The 26,862-nt window shown below is 35.7% G+C and carries 25 protein-coding genes; 14 read left to right on the top strand and 11 right to left on the bottom strand.

Annotated elements, in window-relative coordinates:
- Nucleotides 1-313: 313 nt before the first annotated feature.
- The 6 genes from rpsO (at nucleotide 314) to QUH73_RS17985 (ending at nucleotide 7,019) form a co-directional block, all read left to right on the top strand.
- Entirely contained in the window at nucleotides 314-583 is a 270-nt protein-coding gene (gene rpsO / locus QUH73_RS18010; RefSeq protein WP_101263426.1) for a 30S ribosomal protein S15, read from the top strand.
- A 102-nt stretch (nucleotides 584-685) separates the two neighbouring features.
- Entirely contained in the window at nucleotides 686-2,818 is a 2,133-nt protein-coding gene (pnp, locus tag QUH73_RS18005; RefSeq protein ID WP_289531827.1) for a polyribonucleotide nucleotidyltransferase, read from the top strand.
- Nucleotides 2,819-2,919: 101 nt separating this feature from the next.
- Nucleotides 2,920-3,408, top strand: a complete 489-nt coding sequence (locus tag QUH73_RS18000; RefSeq protein WP_289531826.1) for a hypothetical protein — start codon at nucleotides 2,920-2,922, stop codon at nucleotides 3,406-3,408.
- Nucleotides 3,409-3,591: 183 nt separating this feature from the next.
- On the top strand, nucleotides 3,592-4,227 hold the full coding sequence (locus QUH73_RS17995) for a deoxynucleoside kinase (RefSeq protein ID WP_289531825.1): 636 nt from the start codon (nucleotides 3,592-3,594) through the stop codon (nucleotides 4,225-4,227).
- Between the two features lie 114 nt (nucleotides 4,228-4,341).
- Nucleotides 4,342-6,066: a tetratricopeptide repeat protein gene (locus QUH73_RS17990; RefSeq protein ID WP_289531824.1), complete on the top strand. Its 1,725-nt coding sequence runs from the start codon at nucleotides 4,342-4,344 to the stop codon at nucleotides 6,064-6,066.
- 140 nt (nucleotides 6,067-6,206) lie between these two features.
- Nucleotides 6,207-7,019: a hypothetical protein gene (locus QUH73_RS17985; RefSeq protein ID WP_289531823.1), complete on the top strand. Its 813-nt coding sequence runs from the start codon at nucleotides 6,207-6,209 to the stop codon at nucleotides 7,017-7,019.
- 2 nt (nucleotides 7,020-7,021) lie between these two features.
- Here QUH73_RS17985 and QUH73_RS17980 read toward each other — a convergent pair whose 3' ends face one another.
- On the bottom strand, nucleotides 7,022-7,561 hold the full coding sequence (locus QUH73_RS17980) for an RNA methyltransferase (protein WP_289531822.1): 540 nt from the start codon (nucleotides 7,559-7,561) through the stop codon (nucleotides 7,022-7,024).
- A 102-nt stretch (nucleotides 7,562-7,663) separates the two neighbouring features.
- Nucleotides 7,664-8,953, bottom strand: a complete 1,290-nt coding sequence (locus QUH73_RS17975) for an arginine deiminase (RefSeq protein WP_289531821.1) — start codon at nucleotides 8,951-8,953, stop codon at nucleotides 7,664-7,666.
- A 444-nt stretch (nucleotides 8,954-9,397) separates the two neighbouring features.
- Between QUH73_RS17975 and QUH73_RS17970 the strand changes: the two genes are divergently transcribed.
- The 3 genes from QUH73_RS17970 (at nucleotide 9,398) to QUH73_RS17960 (ending at nucleotide 11,998) form a co-directional block, all read left to right on the top strand.
- The gene (locus QUH73_RS17970) at nucleotides 9,398-10,099 is read left to right on the top strand and encodes a DUF4294 domain-containing protein (RefSeq protein ID WP_289531820.1); all 702 of its coding nucleotides are present in this window, start codon (nucleotides 9,398-9,400) and stop codon (nucleotides 10,097-10,099) included.
- A gap of 355 nt (nucleotides 10,100-10,454) precedes the next feature.
- Nucleotides 10,455-10,901, top strand: coding sequence for a radical SAM-associated putative lipoprotein (locus QUH73_RS17965; protein WP_289531819.1), 447 nt, complete (start codon nucleotides 10,455-10,457; stop codon nucleotides 10,899-10,901).
- A complete protein-coding gene (locus QUH73_RS17960; RefSeq protein WP_289531818.1) occupies nucleotides 10,901-11,998 on the top strand; it encodes a TIGR04133 family radical SAM/SPASM protein in 1,098 nt (365 codons plus the stop codon). Before QUH73_RS17965 ends, QUH73_RS17960 begins: the two co-directional genes overlap by 1 nt.
- 6 nt (nucleotides 11,999-12,004) lie before the next feature.
- Here the strand turns inward: QUH73_RS17960 and QUH73_RS17955 are convergent, their stop codons facing one another.
- Both QUH73_RS17955 and elbB read right to left on the bottom strand, forming a co-directional pair.
- On the bottom strand, nucleotides 12,005-12,565 hold the full coding sequence (locus QUH73_RS17955; RefSeq protein WP_289531817.1) for a hypothetical protein: 561 nt from the start codon (nucleotides 12,563-12,565) through the stop codon (nucleotides 12,005-12,007).
- A gap of 39 nt (nucleotides 12,566-12,604) precedes the next feature.
- Nucleotides 12,605-13,258, bottom strand: coding sequence for an isoprenoid biosynthesis glyoxalase ElbB (gene elbB, locus QUH73_RS17950; RefSeq protein ID WP_289531816.1), 654 nt, complete (start codon nucleotides 13,256-13,258; stop codon nucleotides 12,605-12,607).
- A 121-nt stretch (nucleotides 13,259-13,379) separates the two neighbouring features.
- Between elbB and thpR the strand changes: the two genes are divergently transcribed.
- The 3 genes from thpR (at nucleotide 13,380) to gcvP (ending at nucleotide 17,881) form a co-directional block, all read left to right on the top strand.
- The gene (gene thpR, locus QUH73_RS17945) at nucleotides 13,380-13,955 is read left to right on the top strand and encodes an RNA 2',3'-cyclic phosphodiesterase (RefSeq protein WP_289531815.1); all 576 of its coding nucleotides are present in this window, start codon (nucleotides 13,380-13,382) and stop codon (nucleotides 13,953-13,955) included.
- A gap of 123 nt (nucleotides 13,956-14,078) precedes the next feature.
- On the top strand, nucleotides 14,079-14,729 hold the full coding sequence (locus QUH73_RS17940) for an MBL fold metallo-hydrolase (protein WP_289531814.1): 651 nt from the start codon (nucleotides 14,079-14,081) through the stop codon (nucleotides 14,727-14,729).
- A gap of 260 nt (nucleotides 14,730-14,989) precedes the next feature.
- Nucleotides 14,990-17,881 carry an aminomethyl-transferring glycine dehydrogenase gene (gene gcvP / locus QUH73_RS17935; RefSeq protein ID WP_289531813.1) on the top strand — a complete coding sequence of 964 codons (2,892 nt, stop codon included), beginning with the start codon at nucleotides 14,990-14,992 and terminating at the stop codon, nucleotides 17,879-17,881.
- 505 nt (nucleotides 17,882-18,386) lie between these two features.
- Here gcvP and QUH73_RS17930 read toward each other — a convergent pair.
- The 7 genes from QUH73_RS17930 to QUH73_RS17900 form a co-directional block, all read right to left on the bottom strand.
- Nucleotides 18,387-19,358 carry a D-alanine--D-alanine ligase gene (locus QUH73_RS17930; RefSeq protein ID WP_289531812.1) on the bottom strand — a complete coding sequence of 324 codons (972 nt, stop codon included), beginning with the start codon at nucleotides 19,356-19,358 and terminating at the stop codon, nucleotides 18,387-18,389.
- A gap of 16 nt (nucleotides 19,359-19,374) precedes the next feature.
- Nucleotides 19,375-20,454 carry an RluA family pseudouridine synthase gene (locus QUH73_RS17925; RefSeq protein WP_289531811.1) on the bottom strand — a complete coding sequence of 360 codons (1,080 nt, stop codon included), beginning with the start codon at nucleotides 20,452-20,454 and terminating at the stop codon, nucleotides 19,375-19,377.
- 14 nt (nucleotides 20,455-20,468) lie between these two features.
- Nucleotides 20,469-21,296: a PASTA domain-containing protein gene (locus QUH73_RS17920; RefSeq protein WP_289531810.1), complete on the bottom strand. Its 828-nt coding sequence runs from the start codon at nucleotides 21,294-21,296 to the stop codon at nucleotides 20,469-20,471.
- A 288-nt stretch (nucleotides 21,297-21,584) separates the two neighbouring features.
- Nucleotides 21,585-21,743 carry a 50S ribosomal protein L34 gene (rpmH, locus tag QUH73_RS17915; RefSeq protein WP_096429514.1) on the bottom strand — a complete coding sequence of 53 codons (159 nt, stop codon included), beginning with the start codon at nucleotides 21,741-21,743 and terminating at the stop codon, nucleotides 21,585-21,587.
- A 103-nt stretch (nucleotides 21,744-21,846) separates the two neighbouring features.
- A complete protein-coding gene (gene rsmG, locus QUH73_RS17910) occupies nucleotides 21,847-22,467 on the bottom strand; it encodes a 16S rRNA (guanine(527)-N(7))-methyltransferase RsmG (RefSeq protein ID WP_289531809.1) in 621 nt (206 codons plus the stop codon).
- A gap of 76 nt (nucleotides 22,468-22,543) precedes the next feature.
- Entirely contained in the window at nucleotides 22,544-23,158 is a 615-nt protein-coding gene (locus tag QUH73_RS17905) for an RNA polymerase sigma factor (protein WP_289531808.1), read from the bottom strand.
- Complete coding sequence (locus QUH73_RS17900; protein ID WP_289531807.1) at nucleotides 23,149-24,282, bottom strand: glycosyltransferase; 1,134 nt, start codon at nucleotides 24,280-24,282, stop codon at nucleotides 23,149-23,151. The genes QUH73_RS17905 and QUH73_RS17900 overlap by 10 nt, the downstream gene beginning before the upstream one ends.
- A gap of 246 nt (nucleotides 24,283-24,528) precedes the next feature.
- Between QUH73_RS17900 and tgt the strand changes: the two genes are divergently transcribed.
- Both tgt and QUH73_RS17890 read left to right on the top strand, forming a co-directional pair.
- The gene (gene tgt, locus QUH73_RS17895) at nucleotides 24,529-25,659 is read left to right on the top strand and encodes a tRNA guanosine(34) transglycosylase Tgt (protein ID WP_289531806.1); all 1,131 of its coding nucleotides are present in this window, start codon (nucleotides 24,529-24,531) and stop codon (nucleotides 25,657-25,659) included.
- 119 nt (nucleotides 25,660-25,778) lie between these two features.
- Nucleotides 25,779-26,855, top strand: a complete 1,077-nt coding sequence (locus QUH73_RS17890; protein WP_289531805.1) for an LptF/LptG family permease — start codon at nucleotides 25,779-25,781, stop codon at nucleotides 26,853-26,855.
- Nucleotides 26,856-26,862 lie beyond the last annotated feature (7 nt).

Raw genomic sequence — 26,862 nt, 5'->3', positions numbered from 1 at the left:
GATGGTACTGCCGGTGGTGGGAGAGTAGGTCGATGCCAACTTTTAAAAGAGTCTTGTTCCACAATGGAATGAGACTCTTTTTTTATGCGGTAAATTCTCATTTGCTTACAGATTAGGTGAGGTGAATAATTATGGAAGTACTGTAAGTAATAGCCAATCGGCTCGTAATGGAAGTAATTTGCAATAATTCAGTATTTTGAATAGATGTTTTTATTGCTATATCTTGCTTTGTAGAAAATATTGCTTAATTTTGCGAACTGGTTGTATAAAGCAATCAGTTATAATAAGTTTTAAATTTTCAAATAAAAGAATTATGTATTTATCAGCAGAGAAAAAGCAAGAGCTTTTCGAGAAGTACGGGAAGTCTAACAAAGATACTGGGACTGCAGAATCACAAGTAGCTTTGTTTTCATACCGTATCAGTCACTTGACTGAGCATTTAAAGAAAAACAGAAAAGATTACAGTACCCAACGTGCACTGCAATTGCTAGTAGGTAAAAGAAGAAATTTTCTAGATTACTTAAAAGCAAAAGATATTGAAAGATACAGAGCTATTATCAAAGCTTTAAATATTCGTAAATAATATCATATTAAAGCAATCCCGAGCAATCGGGATTGCTTTTTATAATATATAGCGACATCTTGTTGCTTATCCTAAAAAGAGTTTGAAATAAACTACACAAAGATGAAAGTGATTGAAAAAATAATTGAATTAGGTGATGGAAGGTCCATCACAATTGAAACAGGGAAGTTAGCAAAACAAGCTGATGGAGCTGTTGTAGTTAAAATGGGTAAGACCATGTTGTTGGCTACTGTTGTGTCTGCAAAAGATGCAAAAGCTGATGTCGATTTTATGCCTTTGTCGGTAGAATATAAGGAAAAATTTAGTGCATTGGGTAGATTCCCTGGAGGTTTCATGAAGCGTGAAGGCAGACCTTCAGATTATGAAATTCTTGTTTGTCGTCTTGTGGATCGTGCTCTACGTCCATTATTTCCTGCAGATTACCATGCAGAAACTTTTGTTTCCATTAACCTTATTTCGGTTGATGCAGATGATATGCCTGACGCTCTTGCAGGTTTAGCTGCATCTGCAGCGATTGCGGTATCTGATGTTCCATTTTCAGAACCAATTTCTGAAGTTCGTGTTGCCCGAATCGATGGTAAAATGATGATTAATCCATCTCGTACAGAATTAGCAACTGCTGATCTTGATATGATTATTGCTGCTACCATGGATAACATCATGATGGTTGAAGGTGAAATGTCTGAAATTTCTGAAGCTGAAATGCTGGAAGCTATCAAATTCGGTCATGAAGCTATTAAAGCTCAATGTCAGGTTCAAATTGAATTGGCAGAATTAACAGGTAAAACTGTTAAAAGAGAATATTGTCACGAAACTAATGATGAAGAACTTCGTCAGTTAGTCGTGGATAAAACATATGCTAAGGTATTAGCAGTGGCAAGATTACAAAACCCAAATAAGCACGAACGTTCTGATGCATTTGGTGCAATAAAAGAAGAGTTTATTGCTGAATATTCTGAGGGTAAAGAGGCTTCAGAGATTAATAAGTCTTTGATTGGTCGTTACTATCACGATGTTGAAAAAGATGCTGTTAGAGAAATGGTTTTAGAAGATCGTATACGTTTAGACGGTCGTAAAACTGACGAAATCCGTCCAATTTGGTCTGAAATTGATTATTTGCCAGGTGCTCACGGTTCAGCAGTATTTACCAGAGGTGAAACTCAATCATTGACTTCAGTTACTTTAGGGACTAAGTTGGATGAGAAAATGGTGGATGATGTATTGTACAGAGGAAAAGAGAAATTTGTTCTTCATTATAATTTCCCTTCATTTTCAACTGGAGATGCCCGTCCATCGCGTGGTATTAGCCGTAGAGAAGTAGGTCACGGAAATCTTGCTTTTAGAGCTTTAAAAGGAATGATTCCCAGCGATTCTCCATATGCTATTCGTGTTGTTTCTGATATTTTAGAATCGAATGGTTCTTCTTCAATGGCTACTGTATGTGCAGGAACATTGGCGTTGATGGATGCAGGCATTAAGATTAAAAATCCAGTGTCAGGTATTGCAATGGGATTGATCTCAACTAAGGGGGCTGAGAAATATGCAGTATTATCTGACATTTTAGGAGATGAAGATCATTTAGGTGATATGGACTTTAAAGTAACTGGTACTAAAGATGGTATTACAGCTACTCAAATGGATATTAAAGTGGATGGACTTCCTTACGAAGTTTTAGCTCAAGCATTAGATCAGGCACGTTTGGGTCGTCTTCATATTCTTGGAAAAATTAAGGAAACCATTAGTGAACCAAGAGAAGATTTGAAACCTCATGCTCCGCGTATTGTATCTATTGAAATACCAAAAGATATGATTGGTGCAGTAATCGGACCAGGTGGAAAGATCATTCAGGAAATTCAGGAATCAACAGGTGCTGTTCTTGTTATTGAAGAAATCGACAATAAAGGTGTTGTTGATATTTCTGCTAATAATAAAGAAGCAATTGATGCGGCTTTAGCTCGTATTAAGGGTATTGTAGCCATTCCTGAAGTTGGAGAAATCTACAAAGGAAAAGTAAAATCAATTGTAGCATTTGGTGCTTTTGTTGAAGTTCTTCCAGGAAAAGATGGTTTGCTTCATATTTCTGAAATAGAACACAGAAGACTAAACACAGTTGATGAAGTTTTGAAAGAAGGTCAGATTATTGAGGTGAAACTTATTGAAGTTGACGCTAAGTCGGGTAAACTGAAACTTTCCAGAAAAGCCTTGTTGCCTAAGCCAGAGAAAGAAGACAAATAGTAAATCAAATATATGATTAGAAATCCCGGATTTATTCCGGGATTTTTTTTGTTATTGGTTGAATTCCTAACTTTAAAACTTCTAAAAACAGAATTGGCTTTATGGATGAAAATTGGGTGAGCAAAATTTCAAATGAAATTGATGAACAAATTGATCTTTATATATCAGTACGTGATTATCGATTTTATCAAATTGAAAAGCTGAAAAGAATAGCAAAGCATTTAAATAATGATGAGAGTTGTTTAGAATGTAAATATGCCCGAAAAGAATTGGAAACTATCGTACTGGAGTTGGATCGGTTAATTAATAAGTCAGGTGTAAATAGAAGCGAATATGAGAAAAAAGTTGAAATCTTTTTAATGCACTTAAAAGATAAACATAAAGTATTTCAGGCCTATCATTTCACTTATACCTATTCAGCAATATACACATTACTTGGGGCTGGTTTCGGGCTTCTTTTGTCTTATGGAATATTTTATAGTTTCAACCCGTCGGTATTTTTTCTGATTTCAGGAATTGGAATGTTGGTCGGAAATGTTCTGGGGAGCAGAAAAGATAAGGTTTTATTTCGGGAAGGGAAACAGATTTAGATTGAAAAGAAACTTCTTAAATTAGAAGAATTCTGAATCTATTGATGGACTTTTTCAATTTTATTATAGTTAGGAGATGTTGTTACTATTTTATTTGCAATGGCTCTTAATTTTTTTTAAAAAAGCCTGATATTTGTGCCTCATTTTCTATTTTTATGTCTCCAAATCAGTAACTCAGTATTAATGGATTATAAATTTATCGTAATAGAAGGAAATATTGGTGCAGGTAAAACCTCACTCTCTCATAAAATTGCGGAACAATATAATGCGAAGCTAATTTTGGAGCAGTTCGCAACGAATCCGTTTTTGCCCAAATTTTATAAGGATCCGGATAAGTATTCATTTCCTTTGGAAATGTCTTTTTTAGCAGATCGATACAATCAGTTAAAGAAGGAATTAAGCGAGAGAGATTTATTTAAATCATTTACTATTGCGGATTATTACTTTATGAAATCATTGATATTTTCGAAGCAAACGCTTAAGGATGATGAGTATAGTCTGTATCGGCAATTTTTTCATATTATTTATAACTCCTTGCCAAAACCAGATTTATACGTCTATCTTCATTCAAATGTAGATAAGCTCTTAAGCAACATAAAAAGCAGAGGGAGAGAGTATGAACAAGAAATTTCAGCAGACTATCTACAGAAAATTCAGGATAGTTATTTCGGGTTTTTTAAACAACAACAGGAACTAAGTTTTCTTGTTATAGATACAAACAATATCGATTTCGTTAATAATCCAGCAGATTACAGGAAAGTTTCGGATGCTATATTCGCTTTTAACTGCAAAAAGGGGGTAAATAGAATTATTCTCTGAAAGCCTTGTTGTATCAAATAAAATTATCGAATCGATTTAATTTGCATAAATTTTCTTAAATTTGTTTCTGAACTAGATTATAATGTTTAAAGTTAAAATAATTAAGTAGTTATTATGAAAAGATCAAAGGTTATTTCCCTGGCTTCTTTGCTGTTATCAGTTGCAGTTCTTACGAGTTGTGCAGGATTGAGCAAAATGAAGAAAGAAGCAAGTAACATCAAGTATCAAGTGACTCCTGAAGTTTTGGAAGCTCATGCAGATATGGTTGATGTAAAAATCACTGTTAATATTCCTGCAAAGTATTTCAACAAGAATGTTGTTTTAGTTGCAACTCCGGTTTTAAAATTTGAATCAGGAGAGAAAGCTTTCCCTTCAAAAACTTTGCAAGGTGAAAAAGTTCAAGGAAACAATACAGTTGTTCCTTACGAAACAGGTAAAACAATCACCTATACAGGAAAAATCCCTTACGAACAAGCGATGAGAATTTCTGATCTTGAAGTAAGAATGGTTGGAAGTAAAGGTGATAAGTCTCAGGAATTTGATCCGTATAAAGTTGCTGATGGTGTTATCGCTACTGCTACTTTGGTTCAAAATGCTCCACGTAGTATTGTTGGAAAAGATGCTTTCCAAAGAATTATTCCAGAAAGTAAAGAAGCAGAACTTCATTACTTGATTAACAGCTCTGAAGTTCGTTGGTCAGAAATGAAATCTGAAGATATTGCTGCTCTTAAAGCATATTTAGATGCTGCTAAGATGGATGAGAATAAAGAATACAAAGGTGTGGAAGTTGCGGCTTATGCATCTCCTGACGGAAAGCAGGATTTTAATGAGAAATTAGCTACTAAACGTGAAGGTTCTTCTTCTAAGTACATTAAAAAAGAAATGAAGAAAGCTAAAATGAGTGAATATGCTGCTGAAGAATTCTTTAAAAGCAAAGTAACTCCTGAAGATTGGGCTGGATTCCAGGAATTAATGAAAGCTTCAAACATTCAAGATAAAGAGTTGATTTTACGTGTTCTTTCAATGTATTCAGATCCTGAAGTACGTGAAAAAGAAATTAGAAACATTTCTGCTGCTTTTGATGAAGTGAAGAAAGAAGTACTTCCTAAATTGAGAAGAGCTAAATTCACCGTTAATGTTGACCTGATTGGAAAAACTGATGCTGAATTAAAATCTCTTGCTTTAAATAACCCTTCTGAATTAAATGCTGAAGAATTGTTATTTGCTGCTACTTTAGTAGAATCTGCTGATGATAAATTAGCCGTTTATGAATCTGCTAAAAAACAATTCTCTAACGATTGGAGAGGTTATAACGATGCTGGTATGATCTTATTCGGAATGAATAAAGTATCTGAAGCGAAATCTAACTTTGAAAAAGCTGATCAACTATCTGCAAACAATCCTGTTGTTAAAAACAACTTAGGTGCTGTTGAGTTAGTTAACGGTAATGTAAGCGAAGCTGAAGTTCTTTTCGGAGCTGCAACCGGAGCTGGAAACGAAGTAAATTACAACTTAGGTATTGTTGCAGTTAAAAAAGCACAATACGATACAGCTGTGAAGCAATTTGGTGAGTGTACTGCTGCTAATGCTGCATTGGCTAACATTCTTGTTGGAAAATACAACGTTGCTTTAGACAAGCTAAATGCTAACACCAGTGATGATGCTATTGTTTATTATTTGAAAGCTGTTGTTGGTGCAAGAACTGATAACAACAATCTTGTTTTCACAAACCTTGAAACAGCTGTTGCTAAAGATGCTTCTTTAAAAGCTACTGCAAAAACCGACATGGAATTTGTTAAAGTTTTCGAAGATGCTAAATTCAAAGCTATCGTTGAATAATTCGTTATTCACTAAAATATTTAAAAGCGACCCATTTATGGGTCGCTTTTTTTATTCTTGTAAAGTAATTTGTTCAGTAGATTTTTTATCTTCGTCTTCTCACTATTATCAGTGGAATAATGAATTAATTTGATTGTAGAATGGAAATCCAATTCCCATATAAGGTAGTAAACAATTTTCAAGGCTATGTTTTCTTTTCGGAAATGCATCACCAAACAAAGAATTGTTTTGAGGAGCAAATTGTTCTGAATTTTGCAAACACTAAGGTGATTGAATCCAATTTGTTTGCCATTTTGGGAAGTGTTATTGCCGGTTTGGAGCGCAGGAAGAATAAAGTTCGACTTGTGAACATGCAGGAGCCCATTCAAAACTTATTTAATTCTAAGAAGCTGATTAATGGTTCTGCCCGAAAATATTTATGGAAGTGTTTTGTGAAATGCCAGCAGTTTGCTTCGGTAGATGAAGAGGCTTTAGCTGATTATCTGGAAAAGAGGATCTTTCCTGAGCGACCTGAAGTGAAATTAAATAAGCAGCTGAAAATGGCTGTTCAATTGTGTGTGGCTGAAGTTTATCGGAATGCTTTCGCACATAGCAACTGCAAAGAAGTTTTTATTGCACACTACTATTCTGTTTATAATAAGAAGCTTTTAATAAGCATTGTAAGTCAGGGGCGACCATTTAGTTTACTCGTAAATAAAACTCTTAATAAAAGGCTAAATGGTGTAGGAGCCATCGAGTGGGCTGTTGAGAACGGGCATACCACAGAAAAAGAGAATCACAAAGGAATTGGATTGTACACTATTCGTCAGTTTATAAAGCAAAATCAAGGCAAAATTCAAATTATATCGGGCGATGGAGTTTGGAAACAGGTGAAGCACCGAAGCTTTTCAAAATTACATGAAAAAGAATTCCCGGGATCGGTTATTACCTTAGAATTTAATCTTCAGGAGTAAGCTTACTTTTTCTGATAGTTTAGTTTTGAGAAAAGATCCCAAAGCACGATTCCACAGCTTACCGATACATTAAAAGAGTGCTTGGTACCGAACTGAGGTATTTCTATACAACCTTCAGAAAGACTTACAATATTCTGTTGAACACCTTTTACTTCATTTCCAAAAACCAAGGCATATTTCTTCGCGGAATTCATTGTGAAATTTTCTAAAGAAGTGCTGTTTTCTGCTTGTTCAACAGAGTAAACATCAAATCCATTGGTTTTTAATTTTTCAACGGCATCTTCCGTTTTTTCGAAATATTCCCAATGAACAGAATCTTCTGCTCCTAAAGCAGTTTTGTGCAACTCGCGGTGAGGTGGTGTGGCAGTAATTCCACAAAGATATACAGCTTCAACCAAAAGTGCATCCGATGTTCTGAAAACAGAACCAATGTTATTTAAGCTTCTTACATTATCCAAAACAATGATGATGGGAGTTTTTTCAGATTCTTTAAACTCATCGATACTTTTTCTGTTTAGCTCGCTGTTTTTTAGTTTTCTCATTGCTTTTATTGGAATATATATAAGGTCAATAATAGAATTGGCTACAAAAATATAAAAAAAGGAATCCTTTTGGGATTCCTTTCGTTTATTTTGTTGGTATTATTACCAGTTAACAGGTTTGCGGCGAACAGGCATCGTCATGCAGCGTGCACCGCCGCCACCACGTGGCAATTCCGATCCCTCAAGGGTAATTACATATTTATCGTAATCCGAAAGTTCAACTTTATGACGAATAATGTCTTTAGCACGAAGAATTTCGAATCCGTTTTTATTCATTGCATCCATGGTATGGATATTTCGTCCGTAACCAATCACTTTTCCCGGACCAACGGCAAAAAAGTTAGCTCCGCTGTGCCATTGCTCCCTTTCCTGATTCCAAGGATCTCCGTTTCCGCCACAATAAATAGGTTTCAAATCCATTCCAAGTTTTTTCAGAGCCTGAAGAAGATTGTTCTCACGGGTGATAGAAATCACTTTTCCATTTTCAATGGCAATGTGAACAGTTTGGTATTTGTTTGGACGGATAATTAAGGGTTCGTAAACCATACATTTATCAACATCTAAAAGGGTAAATACCATATCCAAATGAATGAAAGATTCCGGATGACTTGGCAACTCCTGTATTAATAAATGGCGTTGTGTTTTGTCTTTTTGGCAAAGTAACTGAGCCAGAATAAAGTCAATACCCTGAGTTGAAGTACGGGTTCCGTTACCAATAATCATGATATCTTCACGGGCAATTAATACATCGCCTCCTTCAATGGTACAATTCGGATCCATTTCAGGATTATCAATAGGATTTACCGTTTTTGTTTTAAATCCAGGAGTATAATCAAAAATCGCCTGCATAATCAAAGATTCTCTATCGCGAACCGAACTGGCCATTTTACCAATCAGAACCTCATCCAGAACCGACATTGAAGCATCTCTGGTAAAGAAGAAATTGTGCAATGGCCGCATCGCATATCGTTCCTTACTTAGAAATTTAGTCAGGTTGTCCCTTTTTAGAGGAACACCTTCAATTAATAGAGAAGCAAGATCTAAAGGGGTTTGTTCCAGCAGGAAATCTTTTATACAGTAGGTGTTTCCTTTAACACTTATCTGAGGTTCCATTGCAGAAATTTTGTCAATAACATTCTCTTTGGCTTTGTCATCTGCAAGAACATCAGCCAGTAAATCTTTAACCTGATAGGTTTCAGCAATTTCAGAAAGAACACCGCTTAATTGTTTGTATTCATCTTTTGCAACCGATAGGTTTAAAATATCACTGTAAAGAGCTCTCTCGGCATTTTCGGGAGTCATGTTTTCAACTTCCGAACCAGGAGTATGAAGGATTACACCTTCCAATTCTCCAATTTCCGAGCTCACATTTAATTCTACATACTTTGTCATACCTCTCAATTAAAGTACCGTTTGTTTTAGTTGTTTGCGTCTAAAAATTTATGTTTTTAGATTTGCAAATGAAAGAAAAATTTGGGGCATAGAAAAGAATTGCGTTAAGTAAATTTCAATTTTCCATATCCGTGTCTGAAATCGTTAAAATCATGATCAATACGAAGAGTTCGAATCTGTAAGTTACTTATCGTGCTATGTTAAGTAGTGTTAGCGTTGAGACCTAAGTGTCGACTCATTTAAATTATTGGTTTTTTGGCGTTTCCTAATTTCCCCTGCACAATTGTTTCGGGGAAGTCAGGTCAGGCTTTTCGCTATTACTCCTCGCTATTCCTTTCCACTTCGTTTCAAGCAATGCTGTGGGGTAGCCGCTGCAATCCTTAACGCATCGCTTTGGTTCGAATTGGGTTTAATCTTATTTGTGTTTTCTCAAAATTTAATAATTTGTCAAAGTCTGGAAATACACTTAAAGATAGGAAAGATTATCTTTGGTTAGGAATTTTCGTTATGGTCAGATGGTTTACAACAGGCTTGATTATCTTATTTGCTTTTGCTGCTTCGGCATCAGCAAAGGAGTTGTGCAGTATTCGCTCATTTTCACAACAAGACACGATCATCTTTCTCGATTCCAATTTGCATGTTAATCTCGACGAGGTTAAAATTGTACGCTGCAAAAAAAAGAGAAGAAAGCATTATCAAAATACCAGACAATACTGGCGGATGGTTCGAAATATTCGGATTGTTTATCCTTATGCCGAGGCCGCCAATGAAACTATTGGAAGGCTTACCAAAGATTTAGAAGGAATTGAAAGCAAAAAACAACGCCGTAAACTCATCCGAAAAGAATACAATGGTTTGATGAAAGATTACAAAAAACCTCTGATGAAACTGAAGATTTCGCAAGGCAAATTGATGATGAAATTGATTGATCGGGAAACCGGAAATACCAGCTACAATCATTTAAAGGAGTTGAAAGGATCGTTTGCAGCAATATTCTGGCAATCGGTGGCTGCGATGTTTGGCTCATCGCTAAAAGCAGAATACGATCCTTTGGGCGACGATTGGATGATTGAAGAAATACTCGACAGAATGAAACGCGGCGAATTGCCACCTCCGGGGAAATTACCAATGAGGAGAATCAATTAAAATTGAAAACCTTCTGAAAGCCCCGTGAAGAGCGCTTACTTTTGCGAAGGGAGGGTCACAGGTGCGAAGGGCGGGTCACAGAGAAGAAGGGAGGCTTACTTTTGCGAAGGGAGGCTCACAGGTGCGAAGATTTGGATAATTCTTACGAAGGGAGGGTCACAGGCACGAAGGAAGGCCTACTTTATGCGAAGGGAGCCTCACAGAGACGAAGGGCCAATAGAATGGGCGTTTTTGTGTCGATTAATGTGTTTGTTTCTTGTAATTTGGAGTGTCGACATGAGTTGATAATCATGTTTTTGTTTATTAGAAGCAACCTTTAGTATGGTTCTGCATCAGATAATTAAAACTTAATGTTATGAGAAAAAAAGTATTGAAGAAGTACAACAAATTAATTGCGGTCCTTTTATCCATTATGGGCATAGGTGGTACAATTTCTTTTACCGGATGTGATGGTGGAGGAAATGGTGCTGTTGAGTATGGAACACCTCATGCAACCTTCAAAATTTACGGAACAGTAACTTCTGAAAGTGAGGTGGCGATACCGAATATTAAAGTGAAAATGCAATACGATTCAACTTACACCGATGAAAAGGGAGAGTATGCATTACAGGTTGTTGAATTTCCTCAGGATCAAAATTTCACAGTTCGGTACGAAGATATTGATGGCAGTGATAATGGCAGTTACCTTTTAAAAGACAGCATTGTAGAATTTAAAGACCCTCAGTTCGTAAACAGTACGGGGTCGTGGGACAGTGGAGAAACAGCAAAGGAAGTGAATGTTGAACTATCAGAGGACAAATAATGAATTCGAAACTCTCGTTACGCAAAAAAATAGCTCTTGAACTTTTTAGAAAATACCGGGACAATGCAAAAAAGCTGCATCAACTCAATTATATATTTTGGGAATGTACCTTGCGTTGCAATTTGAATTGTTTGCATTGTGGCAGCGATTGCAAAAAAGAAGCTGCAGTAAAGGACATGCCTGTTTCTGATTTTATTGGAGCTATTGATGATGTATCCGGCATTGTTGAGCCAAATAAAACCATGATTGTTTTAACAGGTGGAGAACCATTGTTGCGAAATGATTTGGAAATTTGTGGAAAACAATTGTATGAGAGGGGATTTCCGTGGGGAATGGTTTCCAATGGATTTCATCTTAGCTCTAAAAGACTGCAATCTCTTTTGCAAGCTGGTTTGCGTGCCGTTACCATTAGTTTGGATGGATTGGAGAATTCGCACAATTGGTTGAGAGGGAATCCAAAAAGTTTTGAAAATGCAGTAAATGCCATTGGGCTTTTATCCGAAACAGATGACCTTAAATTTGATGTGGTTACCTGTGTGAATCAAAAGAATTTTAATGAATTAAACCAGCTCAAGGAACTGCTTTTATCCAAAGGCGTTAAAGAATGGCGGCTATTCACCGTTTTTCCGATAGGAAGGGCAAAGGAACATAGCGAATTGCAATTGAATCCGGTACAATTTAAACACCTGTTCGATTTTATTGCAAGGGAAAGAAAAAAAGGGGATATCAAATTGAATTACGGTTGTGAGGGGTTTTTAGGAAACTACGAAGGTGAGGTGCGTGATAACTTGTTTTTCTGCCGGGCGGGTGTTAATGTAGCCTCTGTTCTGATAGACGGTTCCATTTCGGCATGTCCAAATCTTCGGGATAACTTTTCGCAGGGGAATATCTATAAAAATAGTTTTAAGGAGATTTGGGAGAATGAATATTCAATTTATAGAGACAGAACTTGGATGAAGACAGGCGAATGTTCCGATTGCAGTTCGTTTAAATATTGCGAAGGGAATGGAATGCACTTGCGTGATGAAAAAACCGGAAAATTGTTATTCTGTCATCTAAATAGAATAAAAGAAGGCGAAGAAGCCTGTAAAGAGTAACTGTTTTTAACGTTTAGTGCTTAGATATTCCTCCATTCTGCGATCAAACATCTGGTTTTTCTCTAAGTAATCAGCAAACTTAGTTTGGCCGGATTCGTTAATGAACTTCTTTAAATCGTTAAAGGCCTGTTCTTTTTTTTCTTCGATATTCATTCGGTACAGGTTCATGTATTGCTCAGCCTTTTTTTCCCACTTATAGTTTTTAATGATTATTTTTTTGAGTAGGAAAGAAATTAACAGGCTTGAAACAAGTAAAATAAAGCTGGAGATTTCAGGAAAAAGAAGTACAGGTATTATCATTAGAAAAACCGGTAAAAAGGAGGCAATGCAAAATATCCCTATAATCAAGTTGTTGTAGTATTCCGAAAAATGAATCAATTTCTTTTTTTGCGTTGAGTAAAAAACCAGCCAGTTGACAAATAGATTCAGAGCAATACTATACAGAAGTATTGCGGCCTCATGTGCAGAATTGAGGGAGAAGAAAATAGCAACAAAGAGTACTAAATTAGAAAGGATAAAAGGATAGATGTGATTTTCGGCTGGATCTTTGGTGTTTCTGTTTTTCATAGAAGGAAATGTGATGTTGGCTAAAAGCCAACATCCAATTTATAATGCCATAATTGTTTTCACTACATTATCTGCTTCATCGCCAATTTGAGCGATTGTTGAATTAAGCATATAGCAAGGAGTTGTCACAATTTTATTCTCTTTATCAAATACAATTTCACCGTGAGTTGTTGCAACATGAGTGGCTCCCATTTTAGAAATTGCTTCAGTTGCCTCTTCATCTTGTCCAATGGTAACTTCAACATCTCCCAGAACTTTTGCAATAAGGGCAGGAGCGATGCAAAGGGCTCCGATTGGTTTTTTTGCTTTGTGCATCGCCTTTAAGGCGGCTTCTACATCAGGATTTACCTGACAGTCGGCACCTGAAAAAGCAAATGTGCACAGATTTTTTGCAACTCCAAAGCCACCGGGAAAAAGAATGGCATCAAACTCATCGGCCGAGAACTCCTTTAAATCTTTGATATTCCCTCGAGCAATTCGAGCAGCCTCAACCAATACATTTCTTGTTTCGGGCATTTCTTCTCCTGTAATATGGTTAATTACATGGTATTGATCGACGTTGGGAGCAAAAACCTGATAGCTTCCTCCGTTTTTTGAAATGGAATATAAGGCTAAGGTTGCTTCATGAATTTCAGAACCATCATAGACACCTGATCCTGCTAGAACAACTGCAAATTTTTTTTTTGAATTCATTTTGTGATACGTTATTTTACGGTTTATGATGTTTGTTTTAAATAAACGAATATCTGTTCTTTATATTTTATTGGGGAATTAGCCTGAACTAATTCCATTTGTATTAATACAAATTAAAAGAATGAAGACGAAACGTATATTTGTTGCAATAAAGATAGATAATACAGATCAAATTAATGAGCTTTTTCGTCAAGTTGGATTTGATTTAAATGAAGAAAGAATAAAATGGGTCAATAAAAACGGACTTCACATTACACTTCTTTTTCTGGGAGAGACCGGTGTGGAGGAAATAACCATGATTACTAATAAATTGAAGACGATTGGAGCTAATCTTAATGCCTTTCGGTTGAATTTAAAATCGCTGGGTGCTTTTCCTTCAATCGAGCATCCAAGAATCTTATGGACTGGCATTAATTCGACTTCAGGCTTATATAAACTGCAGGAGAACATTCGAATTCACCTTGAAAAAAGTAAAGTGCGTGAGGATTATAAATATACACCTCACCTGACCATTGGCCGAATTAAAGGAGGAGTTGAAAATCCGGAAAGGATAAAAGAATGCTTACTGAAATGGAAAGATTGGCAGGATAGTGAGTTGCTAATTACTGAATTTGTTTTGATGGAAAGTCTTTTAACACAACAAGGACCTGTTTATAAGGTTTTGGAAATTTTTAGCTTGAAAAATCAGAATGTGTGAGTTGTTTTTCATTTGTAAAGTGTTGAAATAAATAATTACAAACGGCTTTTAAATTTTCCTTTCATCAGTATTTTTTAAATTAATGATTAAATGTAAATTTGGGCTACTTAAAAATATTCGAATATGATTACGATAGAAACATTGGTGTTTAATCACTGGCAGGAAAACACATACATATTATATGATGAAACCGGGGAAGCGGTCTTGATTGACTGTGGTGCTTTTTTTAAAGACGAAGGCAGAAAGCTGATTGATTTTGTTGAAAAGAAAGGGCTGAAACTGGTAAAGCAGTTGAATACGCATTTGCATATCGATCATGTTTTGGGCAATCAATTTATGAAAGATCAGTTTGGCTTGCTTACCGAAGCTCATAAAGATGATGAATTTTTGTTGGCTGAAGCTCCTAATTACGGAGTTCGATTAGGATTGGAAAATGTGGTGGAGCCACCTCCTATTGGTAAGCTGATTCAGGAAGGTGACATTATTAAATTTGGAAATTCGGAGTTGAAAGTTATTCATGTTCCCGGACATTCTCCTGGTCATGTAGTGTTTTATAACGAGGAACAAAAATTCTTAATCGCAGGTGATGTTTTATTTCGCGAAAGTATTGGGCGAACAGATTTACCTTACGGAAATTACGAGCAATTAATTGAAGGAATCAAAACCAAGCTTTTGGTTCTTGACGATGAAGTTTGTGTTTATCCAGGGCATGGTCCGGCAACTTCTATAGGACACGAGAGATCTAAGAATTTGTTTTTAAAAGGATTGAGTTAAATCAATTAAAATATTCTAAACCTCATTTTAACATGGGGTTTTTTTGTATCCAAAACAGGCTTAACAGCAAGCTGTAAATGTGATAAAAATCATATTTGTATCAATCTGTAAAACAATCCCTTAAGAGGAATTGTTGTTGAATATGAGAATATTGAATAACAGGGACTAAATTCAGGGTTTTACCTCTTAGTAAATTTAAATCTTTTACTACTTTTACGTACACAAATATTTTATAAACAACACCTAATTTAAACAACAATATGGCAACTGAAAAGTTTGTTTCCCGTCACATTGGACCTCGTAACGGCGATATTAAAACAATGTTGGAAACTGTTGGTGCTTCTTCTTTGGAAGCCCTGATTGATGAAACAATCCCTTCAGATATTCGTTTGGAAAAAGCATTAAACCTTCCAAAAGCATTATCAGAATACGAATATTTTTCGAAGATTAAAGGAATTGCTGCTAAAAACAAAGTATTCCGAACATTCATTGGACAAGGGTATTACGATACCATTACTCCAGCGGCTATCCAGCGAAATGTACTGGAGAATCCAGGATGGTATACTCCTTATACACCTTATCAGGCAGAAGTATCACAAGGTAGATTGGAAGCTTTACTGAACTTTCAGACCATGATTTTGGATTTAACTAAAATGGAATTGGCTAATAGTTCCCTTTTAGATGAAGCAACAGCTGTGGGAGAGTCGATGTATATGATGCAGGCTTTGCGTTCCCGCGCTAAGAAAAAGGCTGATGCAAATCAGTTTTTTGTTGATAAGAATGTTTTTGCTCATACTCTGGACGTATTAACTACCCGTGCAACTCCTTTGGGAATTGAGTTGGTTGTTGGTGATTTCAAAACCTTTGAATTTACTGATCAGGTTTTTGGCGCCATTGTTCCATATCCGGCTTCAAACGGAAGTGTTGAAGATTATTCAGGTTTTGTTGAGCGTGCTCATCAGGCTGAAGCATTGGTTGCTGTAGCTGCTGATTTAATGAGTTTGGTGCTGTTAACACCTCCAGGCGAGTGGGGTGCTGATATTGTTGTTGGTACATCTCAACGTTTTGGTGTTCCAATGGGATATGGCGGACCTCATGCAGCATATATGGCTTGTCGTGAAGCTTACAAAAGAAGCATTCCCGGTCGTATTATTGGGGTAACTAAAGATGCACAGGGAAACAATGCCTTGCGTTTGGCTTTGCAAACCCGGGAACAGCATATTAAGCGCGAAAAAGCAACTTCAAATATCTGTACAGCACAAGCCTTATTAGCTACAATGGCTGGTTTCTATGGTGTATATCATGGTCAGGAAGGTTTGAAGAGAATTGCAATGCACATTCATTCTGCTGCAGGTATTTTATCTGAAGGATTAAAATCCTTGGGTTATCAACAAACTGTTGACAACTTCTTTGATACTTTGCAGGTTGTGATTCCTGCCGGAGTTTCTGTTGAGGAAATCCGTAAAGTGGCTTTAGAAGCTGAATTCAATTTCTTCTATATTAACGATACAACAATTGGTATTTCAATTGATGAGAAAATTAGTGCAGAGGAATTGAGTACGATACTTAGTATTTTTGCGAAAGCAAAGGGTGAAAATGAAGTTGTTGTTGCTGGCATCGAAGAAAAAATTTATTTCGATTCAAAATATGCAAGAACAAGTGAATTTCTAAGTCTGGATGTATTTAAACGTTACCGTTCCGAAACAGCTTTAATGCGTTACATCAAAAGTTTGGAAAAGAAAGATATTGGATTGAATACATCTATGATTTCTTTGGGATCGTGTACAATGAAGCTGAATGCTGCAGTGGAAATGCTTCCAATTAGCTGGCCGGAGATTGGTGGAATTCATCCATTCGTTCCTGTTGATCAGGCTCTTGGTTACAAGGAAATTATTGAAGATCTTGAAAAATGGCTTTCGGTTATTACCGGATTTGCAGGTTGTACCTTACAACCAAATTCAGGTGCCGCTGGTGAGTATACCGGCTTAATGGTGATTCGCGAATATCATATCTCAAGAGGTGAAGGTCACAGAAATGTTGTTTTAATTCCTTCATCGGCTCACGGAACAAATCCTGCTTCGGTAACTATGGCAGGAATGAAAGTTGTGATTGTAAACTGCGATGAAAACGGAAACGTAGAATTTGAGGACTTAAAAGCCAAAGCCGAAAAGCATAAAGATGATTTGTGTGCTTACATGATCACCTATCCATCTACTCATGGTGTGTTCGAAACAGGTATTAAGGCTATGATGAATCTGATTCATGAAAACGGAGGACAGGTTTACATGGATGGAGCGAATATGAATGCTCAGGTAGGTTTAACAAATCCGGGTACAATTGGAGCTGATGTTTGCCACTTGAATCTTCATAAAACATTTGCAATTCCTCACGGTGGTGGAGGACCTGGTGTTGGTCCAATTTGTGTGGCTGAACATTTGGTGCAATTTTTACCTTCTCACAAATTTGTGAAAACCGGTGGTAAAAATGCAATTACTGCAGTAGCGGCAGCTCCATTCGGGTCGGCAAGTGTATTGCCAATTACCTATGGTTACATTGCCATGTTAGGTGCAGAAGGTTTGGAGCAAGTTACAAAAATGGCAATTTTGAATGCGAACTATTTGGCTTCATCTTTTGAAAAGTTGGGCTTCAAAATTTTATATAAAGGAGCAAAAGGCCGCGTTGGTCATGAAATGATTTTTGACTGTCGCGAGTTCCATAAGTCAGTAGGAATCACCGATACCGACATCGCTAAGCGATTAATGGATTATGGATTTCATGCTCCAACACTATCTTTCCCTGTTCATGGTACATTAATGGTTGAACCAACCGAAAGTGAGCCATTGGAAGAGATGGATCGTTTCATTGAAGCATTGGCGAAAATCAATGAGGAAATGAAAGAGATTGAAGATGGTGTTGCCGATGTTTCTGATAATGTATTGAAAAATGCACCTCACACACATATGGTATTAACTGCTGATGAGTGGAATCATACATACAATCGTAAAAAAGCAGCTTATCCGTTAAGTTGGGTTGCTGATAATAAATTTTGGCCTTCAGTAGCTCGTGTTGATGATGCTTTTGGTGATAGAAACCTGATGTGCACATGTGCACCATTAGAAGTTTATATGGAAGAGCATATTGATGTTGACTAGCTAGTCAATCAGATAAATATTTAAAAATCCGGTGAGTTAATTCTCATCGGATTTTTTCATATGATTATAATTTTTTTTTTTAGTTGCCATATGGAACTTACCAAGCAGGAATAATCATTCCCATGTGTGTCAAAATCACTTTGGCATGGACGTTTCATATAAATGAAAACGAAATTTGGCGCACAAAAAAGGAGGCTGCCCCGGCCTCCTTTTTGTTCTATTACTAACCCTAAAATTTAACTATGAAAATAATGAATTGAATAAATTCATTAAATCTATATCTGTTTACGTTAGGGTTTTGAAAAAGTTTTGGATAGTAAGAACTTAGAGTTTAAATTTAGTCTGATTGATTTTCATAAAAACGACTCTTTTCCTTTTGTTACAAGTCTTTCCTTAATGCGAAAAAAAATGAAAAAAAAAGACAATTCCCTCTTCATTTAGTTAGGTATTGTAATTGTCAATAGTTCAGGTGTTTAAATTAACTTAAAATGTGTGGTGATGCAATTTAAAATTCATTTTCAATCACCATACTCAAAATGTCTTTTAATTCTTTATTCATTGCTTTTACCTGCTTAGGAATAAAACTATTTGCAGTCATTCCAGGAACAGTATTGGCTTCCAAAATGAAAATTTCATTTTTTCGAAGCATATAATCAACCCGAACAATTCCTTTGCACTTTAAGGCGTCGTAAATTTCGGAAGATAAATTCTGTATTTGAAGTGTTAGCTCTTCCGAAATTCTCGCTGGTGTAATTTCATCAGCCATAGTAGGATCGTATTTGGCTTCGTAATCGAAGAACTCCTTTTTAGGCAATACCTCTGTTATGGGAAATACAAGGGATTCATTTTTCGTTTTTACTAAACCACAGGTGAATTCCAATCCGTCAATGAATTCTTCGATGATAACTTCTTTTCCTTCGCCAAAAGCTTTGGCGATAGCATCATCCAGTTCATCAACTTTTTTAACTTTTGTGATGCCAAAACTTGAACCATCTGCATTTGGTTTCACAAAACAAGGCATGCCCAGATTTTCATTTATTGCTTGGGTTGAATAGTCTTGGTCTATTTTAAGAAGAATAGACTTGGCAACTTTAAAGCCCAGCGATTTTAGGTAAGAATTACAAGCATGCTTATTAAAACTAAGCGAACTGCTAAAAACATCGCAGGTTGAATGGGGAACAGCAAGTAATTTTAAATATCCTTGCAAAATTCCATTTTCCCCTGGAGTTCCATGAATTCCAATATACGCGAAATCAAACTTTACCTTACCATCATCAGTACTAAAACTAAAATCATTTTTATCGATGGGGTAATATCGATTGTCGATTTTTACATTCCAATCTGTTCCTTTAAGTATAACTAAGTAAGGAGTGTATTTCTCAGTATCCAGGCTTGAGAAAATATGATTTGAAGTTTGCAGGGAGATTTCAAATTCAGCAGAATCTCCACCTGCAATTACAGCGATTGTTCTTTTCATTGGGCATCTTATAGTTTTATTGTTCTTCTTCTTCTTCCTCTATAGGTCTGTTAGAGGTGTAATCTCGCCATTTCTGGATTAAAGTGGCCATATCATCAGGTATCTCCGAATCGAATGAGATATATTCTCCGGTTACCGGATGATTGAAGCCTAATGTTTTAGCATGTAGGGCTTGGCGTGGACAAATTTTAAAGCAGTTCTGAACAAATTGTTTGTACTTGGTAAAGGTGGTTCCTTTTCTGATATCATCTCCTCCATATTCAGCATCGTTGAATAGGGGATGACCAATACTTTTGAAGTGGGCACGGATTTGGTGAGTTCTTCCGGTTTCTAAAATACATTCTACCAAATTTACATAGCCAAGTCTTTCCAAAACTCTGTAATGGGTTACAGCATGCTTTCCATATTCACCATCAGGGAAAACATCCATAACTTTTCTGTTTTTAAGATTTCTTCCAACATGACCGGTTATTGTTCCTTCGTCGTTTTCAAGATTGCCCCAAACCAATGCCCTGTATTTACGGTCACTGGTTTTATTAAAAAACTGTAAGCCCAGTTTGGTTTTAGCATCTTCGGTTTTGGCAATTACCAATATCCCGGATGTGTTTTTATCGATACGGTGAACTAAACCCGGACGAGGATCTTTTGCATTAAATAAGGGGAGGTTTTGCAAATGAAAAGCCAAAGCATTAACCAATGTTCCCGAATAATGCCCGTAGGAAGGATGCACAACCATTCCCGGCTCTTTATTAATGATTAAAAAAGCATCATCTTCATAAACAATATTTAAAGGAATATCCTGAGGAATAATTTCAATTTCTCTTGGCGGATAACTCAATACAACGGTGATTACATCCTTTGGTTTCACCTTGTAGTTACTCTTAACAGGTACATCGTTTACCAAAATGTTTCCATTGTCAGCGGCATCTTGAATTTTATTTCTCGATGAATTTAACATTCTGTCAACTAAGAACTTGTCGATTCTAAGTGGGTTTTGTCCAGGATCGGCTTCAAAACGAAAATGTTCGTATTGTTCCTGGTTTGCATCCAGATCTCCGTCAACATTGAAATTATCTAATGGTTCTTTTTCAGTCATTTTTTTAAGTTGTTTTAGTAAAGCATGTTGCTTAAACTTCGTTGCAACAGAGAATCAGCATGTTGTAGTTTTGCCGAATCCCGTGTTAGCCAGATATCAATTTTAGAACCAGGTTGAATCCTTTGATCGTTATTAAAAGAAGGATATTGTTTCCATACTTTGGATTGAATAGAATCAAAATGGTTGGTAATTGATTGATCGAATTGTATTCTTCCCAAATTCATATTGGATAGAATGATTTTTTCTTTTGCCTGAGAGTTTGTTTTTCCAATTAAGTTTGGAGCAATAGTTCCATTGTTATCTCCTTTTCCCAGAACCAAGTCTATACTTGCGCCTTTATCAACCATACTGCCGGCATGTATTGTATCGCCATTGTATTTCGGAAATAGTACGAGGTTAAAAAATTGATTTTCGGCATATTCTAATTTTCCAATTTGAAACCCATTGGTTATTAATAATTCATAGGCTTGCCGGAATGAATTATCGACCAAATTAGGGAAACGAACCTGTTCAGGCTTGTAGGCATTAATGGTTAAGAATAGACTTCTCTTTCTTTTTACAACTGCACCAGCTAAAGGTCTTTGGTCAAGAACAGTGCCTGGAGCAAATTTTGGGTTGTATATGGAATCGTAGATAGAGAAAACCAATTGCTCAGTTTCCAGTTTATTTCCGGCGTCCTCAATACTCATACCATACAAATCCGGAACTTCAAGTTCTTCTCCGTGATGGGTGTACCATCTTAAACTAATTAGGGTGATCCAAATTAGAACTATTGTAATTAATAAAGCGATTCCAATCTGTATTAGAAATAGCTTACTCTTGAAGAAATTTACTGATCTCATCCTCATTATGGGCTTTAGTATTCTTTATAAACAACTACTTACAAAAGAAAATATTACTTGAATTACTTTTTTTTTGCTTTCTACAAAAATAGCAGAGATTTTTTAGATTATAGAAAAAAATGAAGCAAACCAGAACTAATTATTTGATTTGAGATTAATCCATAAAAAAAGAGCTCCCTCGGAACTCCATCTTCATCAATAATAGAATATTGTCTATTCTATAAAATACAAAAAAGTAAAGAATATAGAATTCCTTACTTTCTGTATATCGTCAACTTAATTTAAAAATTAAGCCTTGTGTTTGTGTTCACTGGAAACAGATAGTTTTTTTCTGCCTTTGGCTCTTCTGCGAGATAATACAGCTCTGCCGTTTGCTGAAGCCATTCTCTCTCTGAATCCGTGCTTGTTTCTTCTCTTTCTATTTGAAGGTTGAAATGTTCTTTTCATCGCGAAAAATTTTTATCGAATAAAGTTATTATATGCGTTGATTTCGGATTGCAAAAATAGGGTTTTTTTTAATGTAACAAAAAGATCAGCCCTTTTATTTTCACTAAATATCAAGATGTACTACTTTTTTTGTCTCAAAGAACTCTTCCGAGAAATAATTTGAGCACTCGTAAACACTGATTCTACTTCCATATTCGGAGATTTGATCCTCAAAATCACCACCCTTTAAATAAATTATTCCATTGGGTAAACTATTTTGATCTTTCACCTTACTATTTTTAAGAACCATGTTTACAAATTTTGGAAATGCTGTAACAGCTCTGCTTACAATAAAGTCAAATTTATCTTTAACCTGTTGTACGCGAATGTGTTCTGCTTTTACATTATCAAGGTTTAGTGCATTCGCAACTTCAGTTACAACTTTTATCTTTTTCCCGATCGAGTCGATTAAATAAAAATTGCATTTAGGAAATAGAATGGCCAGAGGAATTCCAGGAAAACCACCACCTGTTCCAACATCCATTATCTTTGTGCCGGGAGTAAATTGAAGCACCTTGGCTATTGCTAACGAATGCAAAACGTGATGTTCGTATAGTGAATCCATATCTTTTCTGGAGATAACATTAATTTGCTCATTCCAAAAAGTGTATAATTCTTTTAATCTGAGGAATTTTTGTTCTTGCTCTTCAGTTAAATTGGGAAAGTATTTTTTGATGATTTCCATGCCAAATGTAAATTTAAACTTGGCAAATATAGGCTAAATTTTGAAGATGCGAATGAAAAAGAAGTTAGGCTTTTGCTTAGTCTTTTTTCTTATCAATCTTTATCTCAGTATCTTTTAGAGTGTTAAAAAGTAATTCCCGAGCTCTAAATAATTGTGCTTTTACAGTACCAATAGGCAGATTTAATTCTTTTGCAATTTCCTCATAGGAGAATTCTTCAAAATAACGCAACTCAATTAACCTTCGGTAGCGTTCTTTTAAACGACCGACCTCACTGCGCATTATTTTGGCTTTTTGGTCTCTAATAAATTCTTGTTCCGGATTTAGTGTGTTGGATTCCAGCGATATACTTCTCTCGTTTTCAGAATCGTCTTTCCCATCAATAGAAATAGTATTGCCTTTCTTTTTCCGGAGAAAATCAATGCAGTTATTGGACGCAATTTTAAACAGCCAAGTGCTGAATGCATATTTTGGAGAATACTGTTGAATATTTTTGAATGCTTTCCCAAATGCTTCAAATGTTAAATCTTCTGCATCATTTTTGTTGTTCACCATTTTCAACAACATGAAGAAGATAGCATCTTTGTATCTTTTAAAAAGTTCTTCGTATGCCTTTTGAGTACCATTAATAGCAGATAAAACAAGCCTGTAGTCGTATTGAGCTTTTTCCGAGAGGTTAGGATTTATTTCCATTGGTTGCTTTTACTGAAAATGAAATTTGTAAACAAAAAATATATTTTTGAAAATAACACAAAAATCTCATATAAGTACGAAGATAAAAATAAATTTTCTTCCTTCAAATGTCTGGTACTTATTTTAAACAAGCTCCCAATCAGGATTATTCTTGTTAAATATATAATTGCGACGAAAAAGTATAAGTGTGTGAAGAGTAATGCGTAAATACTGATACTATAAAAAATCATTTTGCTTATTGGTTCTAAGTCAATAAGTAAACGAATTTTAAAGGGAAGGTATTTTCGGCATTTGTAATAATGCCTGTTGATTCTGATCCATTGGTCAAAAGCACAAACCGAAGACAGATTAATTTTGGTTTCAGGTTGAAGACACACAGATGCTCCGGAAAGTTTACCAAGTTGAAAAACCATTAGGTGATCATATCCAGCCTCAAAGTGGGAATGCTTCACAAAACCTTTGTTTGCAAAGAAATCGGATTTTTTGTATCCTAGGTTATCACCATTTCCGGAATGAGCATTTCCTGAAGAAGCAAAACTTGCACTTTTAATATTTTTTGAGAGTAAATCGAATTTCAGAAAATTGTAAAAAAAGCCTTTTTTGTTCTCAAAATTAGCATAGCCTATGTGTACTCCTTTATCCCATGAGTTTACGAATTTTTGCAACCATTTGCTGCTTGAAGGCTTGCTTCGGATATTGGTGAAAACTATTTTTTCATTTTTAGCAGCTTTAATTCCAATGCTTAATGCCAGCTTTTTGTTATGATGAAATTTGTCGTCCAAAGGTATTTTTGTAGAGCGAAGATGAGGGTATCTGTTTTGAAACTCTGTAATTATTGTCTCGGTTTCATCTTCACTACCATCATTAACCAAAATTAGCTCAAAGTTGGGATACTCCTGTTCCAGAAAAAGGGAAAGATTTTCTTGTAAATAACACTCTTCATTTTTCACGCATATAACAATGGAAACAGGTTCTGTTTTTATATCGTGCTTGTTTTTTTTCTCTTTTTTGAATAATTGGATATAACGAAGTTGATATAATATCTGTATGAAAAAAGAAATTAAGAGAACAATGAGAATAGCCCATTGATTAAAAGAAGTCGGTAGAGTAATTATTGTTTCCAAATTCAGGCTTGTTTATGTGCCTCAAAAATAAGAGATTCTTATCGATAAAAAAATTTTGATATGCAGATTGATTTATGTTAGTAAGAATGACTAGTCTATGTGTCTGATATTCTTACTTTAGGAATCATCAGTTTGCCTTCGGACAAGGTAAGTGATTCAGAAATAAGATTAATTAGTATCTTTGCTGCCTGATTTTTTTACGAATTGGTTGAGATACCTGATTGTAAGTAAATATAAATAGTTCATATGGATTTTAAATTACTGAATACAGATCCTAAGTCTTCGGCGAGGACAGGGGAGTTAACTACAGATCATGGGAAAATTCAAACGCCCATTTTTATGCCGGTAGGGACACTTGGTTCTGTAAAAGGTGTGCATCAGAGAGAGTTAAGAGATGATATTAATGCCGAAATTATTTTAGGTAATACCTATCATTTGTATTTGCGTCCAGGTTTGGATGTGTTGGAGAAGGCGGGTGGCTTGCATAAGTTTAATGGTTGGGATCGACCTATTTTAACAGATAGTGGTGGATTTCAGGTGTTTTCTTTGGCTGAAAACAGGAAGTTATCCGAGGAAGGTGCAATGTTCCGTTCACATATTGATGGGTCGAAGCATTTCTTTACACCAGAAAATGTAATGGATACTCAAAGAACGATTGGAGCCGATATTATTATGGCATTTGATGAATGTCCCCCGGGAACGTCAACCTACGAGTATGCAAAAACTTCACTTGAGCTTACACAGAGATGGTTAGAGCGTTGTGTGAAACGATTTGATGAGACTGAGCCTAAGTATGGTTACTCACAAACTTTATTTCCTATAATACAAGGTTGTGTTTATAACGATTTACGGATTAAATCAGCAGAACATGCAGCATCTTTAAATCGTGAAGGATATGCCATTGGTGGTTTAGCAGTTGGTGAGCCCGTGGAAGATATGTATTCAATGATTGAGGTTGTAAATAAGGTTTTACCTGAAGACAAACCGAGATATTTAATGGGGGTCGGAACTCCGGTTAATATACTGGAAGCTATTTCGAGAGGTGTTGATATGTTTGATTGTGTAATGCCTACCAGAAATGGACGAAATGGCATGATTTTCACAAGCGAAGGAATTATTAATATCAAGAACAAGAAATGGTATGATGATTTTTCACCAATTGATCCTAACGGAACATCATATGTGGATTTGGCCTATTCAAAAGCTTACGTTCGACATTTGATTCATTCGGGAGAGTTATTGGGTTCTCAGATTTGCAGTATTCACAATCTGGCATTCTATCTGTGGTTGGTGCGCGAAGCAAGAGAACATATTAATGCAGGAACTTTTACCTCATGGAAAGATATCATGGTTAAGAAATTAGCTACTCGCTTATAACTGTTAAAAAAGCTTACAATAGATCCACCTCGATTGGTAATTGAAGAATAAATTATACTTTTATCCCGAAATTTGTTATTCTGCAATTTTCGGGAAATAAGGAATTTAAAATTCAGGTTTTGAAGAAATTAGATTTATACATTATCCGAAAGTTTTTGGGAACTTTCTTTTTCGCTATTGTTCTGATAATAAGTATTTCGGTTATTTTCGATTTTTCGGAACATATCGATGAATACATCGATAAAGAAGCTCCCCTCAGGGCAATCATCTTCGATTATTATCTAAATTTCATTCCATATTTCGCCAATCTTTTTAGTGCGTTGTTTACTTTTATTGCAGTAATTTACTTTACCTCTAAAATGGCTTATGATACTGAAATAATTGCCATTTTAAGTAGTGGGGTAAGCTTTCGCAGATTGATGTATCCTTACTTTATTTCAGCACTAATTATTGGAATATTTTCGTTTCTTCTAAGTAATTATATAATTCCTCCAGCCAATCAAAAAAGGCTGAATTTTACCGCAACTTATATCAATAAGCAATTCCGAAACAACGAACGTAATATTCACAGGCAAATCGAACCGGGTATTTTTATTTACATGATTAATTACGAGGTTGCAAGTAATACCGGCTACAAGTTTGCGCTGGAGAAATTTGAAGGAAAGGAGTTGGTTTCTAAATTAACATCCAGATCGATTCGGTGGAATAAAGAGAAAAATAAATGGACCATAAATGACTATTTTATTCGAAACATAGACGGGGATAAAGAATCATTTGAACAAGGACGGACAATTGATACTACTTTTAATTTTGGACCGGAAGAATTTGGTTCGAAAAGAAATATTGTTGAGGCAATGAATTTGCCGCAATTGAACGCATACATTGAACAACAATCCATGCGGGGCGACAGCAATATTGAAGCTTATAAGATTGAGAAATACAAGCGGATGGCGAATCCATTTTCGACATTTATTCTTACGCTTATTGGTGTATCACTTGCATCACGCAAAATTCGCGGAGGAATGGGTTTGCATTTAGGGATTGGACTACTGTTAAGTTTCTCGTTTATACTTTTTATGCAGATATCTATTGTATTTGCAACAAATGGAAGTATGAATCCCGTACTTGCTGTTTGGTTGCCTAATATCGTTTTTTCATTCATAGCGGTTTATTTGTATCGAATCGCACCCAAATAGAAAAAAT

Origin of the sequence: Labilibaculum sp. K2S (genome assembly GCF_030372765.1) — a bacterium.
Lineage (GTDB): Bacteria > Bacteroidota > Bacteroidia > Bacteroidales > Marinifilaceae > Labilibaculum.
Note: the sequence above shows the minus strand (reverse complement) of the source record. Positions and strands in the feature narration are given on the sequence as shown.

What these genes read in the sequence shown, in the direction of transcription:
- rpsO (WP_101263426.1), top strand. Translation starts at nt 314, where the DNA reads ATGTATTTATCAGCAGAGAAAAAGCAAGAGCTTTTCGAGAAGTACGGG.
- pnp (WP_289531827.1), top strand. Translation starts at nt 686, where the DNA reads ATGAAAGTGATTGAAAAAATAATTGAATTAGGTGATGGAAGGTCCATC.
- QUH73_RS18000 (WP_289531826.1), top strand. Translation starts at nt 2,920, where the DNA reads ATGGATGAAAATTGGGTGAGCAAAATTTCAAATGAAATTGATGAACAA.
- QUH73_RS17995 (WP_289531825.1), top strand. Translation starts at nt 3,592, where the DNA reads ATGGATTATAAATTTATCGTAATAGAAGGAAATATTGGTGCAGGTAAA.
- QUH73_RS17990 (WP_289531824.1), top strand. Translation starts at nt 4,342, where the DNA reads ATGAAAAGATCAAAGGTTATTTCCCTGGCTTCTTTGCTGTTATCAGTT.
- QUH73_RS17985 (WP_289531823.1), top strand. Translation starts at nt 6,207, where the DNA reads ATGGAAATCCAATTCCCATATAAGGTAGTAAACAATTTTCAAGGCTAT.
- QUH73_RS17980 (WP_289531822.1), bottom strand. Translation starts at nt 7,561, where the DNA reads ATGAGAAAACTAAAAAACAGCGAGCTAAACAGAAAAAGTATCGATGAG.
- QUH73_RS17975 (WP_289531821.1), bottom strand. Translation starts at nt 8,953, where the DNA reads ATGACAAAGTATGTAGAATTAAATGTGAGCTCGGAAATTGGAGAATTG.
- QUH73_RS17965 (WP_289531819.1), top strand. Translation starts at nt 10,455, where the DNA reads ATGAGAAAAAAAGTATTGAAGAAGTACAACAAATTAATTGCGGTCCTT.
- QUH73_RS17960 (WP_289531818.1), top strand. Translation starts at nt 10,901, where the DNA reads ATGAATTCGAAACTCTCGTTACGCAAAAAAATAGCTCTTGAACTTTTT.
- QUH73_RS17955 (WP_289531817.1), bottom strand. Translation starts at nt 12,565, where the DNA reads ATGAAAAACAGAAACACCAAAGATCCAGCCGAAAATCACATCTATCCT.
- elbB (WP_289531816.1), bottom strand. Translation starts at nt 13,258, where the DNA reads ATGAATTCAAAAAAAAAATTTGCAGTTGTTCTAGCAGGATCAGGTGTC.
- thpR (WP_289531815.1), top strand. Translation starts at nt 13,380, where the DNA reads ATGAAGACGAAACGTATATTTGTTGCAATAAAGATAGATAATACAGAT.
- QUH73_RS17940 (WP_289531814.1), top strand. Translation starts at nt 14,079, where the DNA reads ATGATTACGATAGAAACATTGGTGTTTAATCACTGGCAGGAAAACACA.
- gcvP (WP_289531813.1), top strand. Translation starts at nt 14,990, where the DNA reads ATGGCAACTGAAAAGTTTGTTTCCCGTCACATTGGACCTCGTAACGGC.
- QUH73_RS17930 (WP_289531812.1), bottom strand. Translation starts at nt 19,358, where the DNA reads ATGAAAAGAACAATCGCTGTAATTGCAGGTGGAGATTCTGCTGAATTT.
- QUH73_RS17925 (WP_289531811.1), bottom strand. Translation starts at nt 20,454, where the DNA reads ATGACTGAAAAAGAACCATTAGATAATTTCAATGTTGACGGAGATCTG.
- QUH73_RS17920 (WP_289531810.1), bottom strand. Translation starts at nt 21,296, where the DNA reads ATGAGATCAGTAAATTTCTTCAAGAGTAAGCTATTTCTAATACAGATT.
- rpmH (WP_096429514.1), bottom strand. Translation starts at nt 21,743, where the DNA reads ATGAAAAGAACATTTCAACCTTCAAATAGAAAGAGAAGAAACAAGCAC.
- rsmG (WP_289531809.1), bottom strand. Translation starts at nt 22,467, where the DNA reads ATGGAAATCATCAAAAAATACTTTCCCAATTTAACTGAAGAGCAAGAA.
- QUH73_RS17905 (WP_289531808.1), bottom strand. Translation starts at nt 23,158, where the DNA reads ATGGAAATAAATCCTAACCTCTCGGAAAAAGCTCAATACGACTACAGG.
- tgt (WP_289531806.1), top strand. Translation starts at nt 24,529, where the DNA reads ATGGATTTTAAATTACTGAATACAGATCCTAAGTCTTCGGCGAGGACA.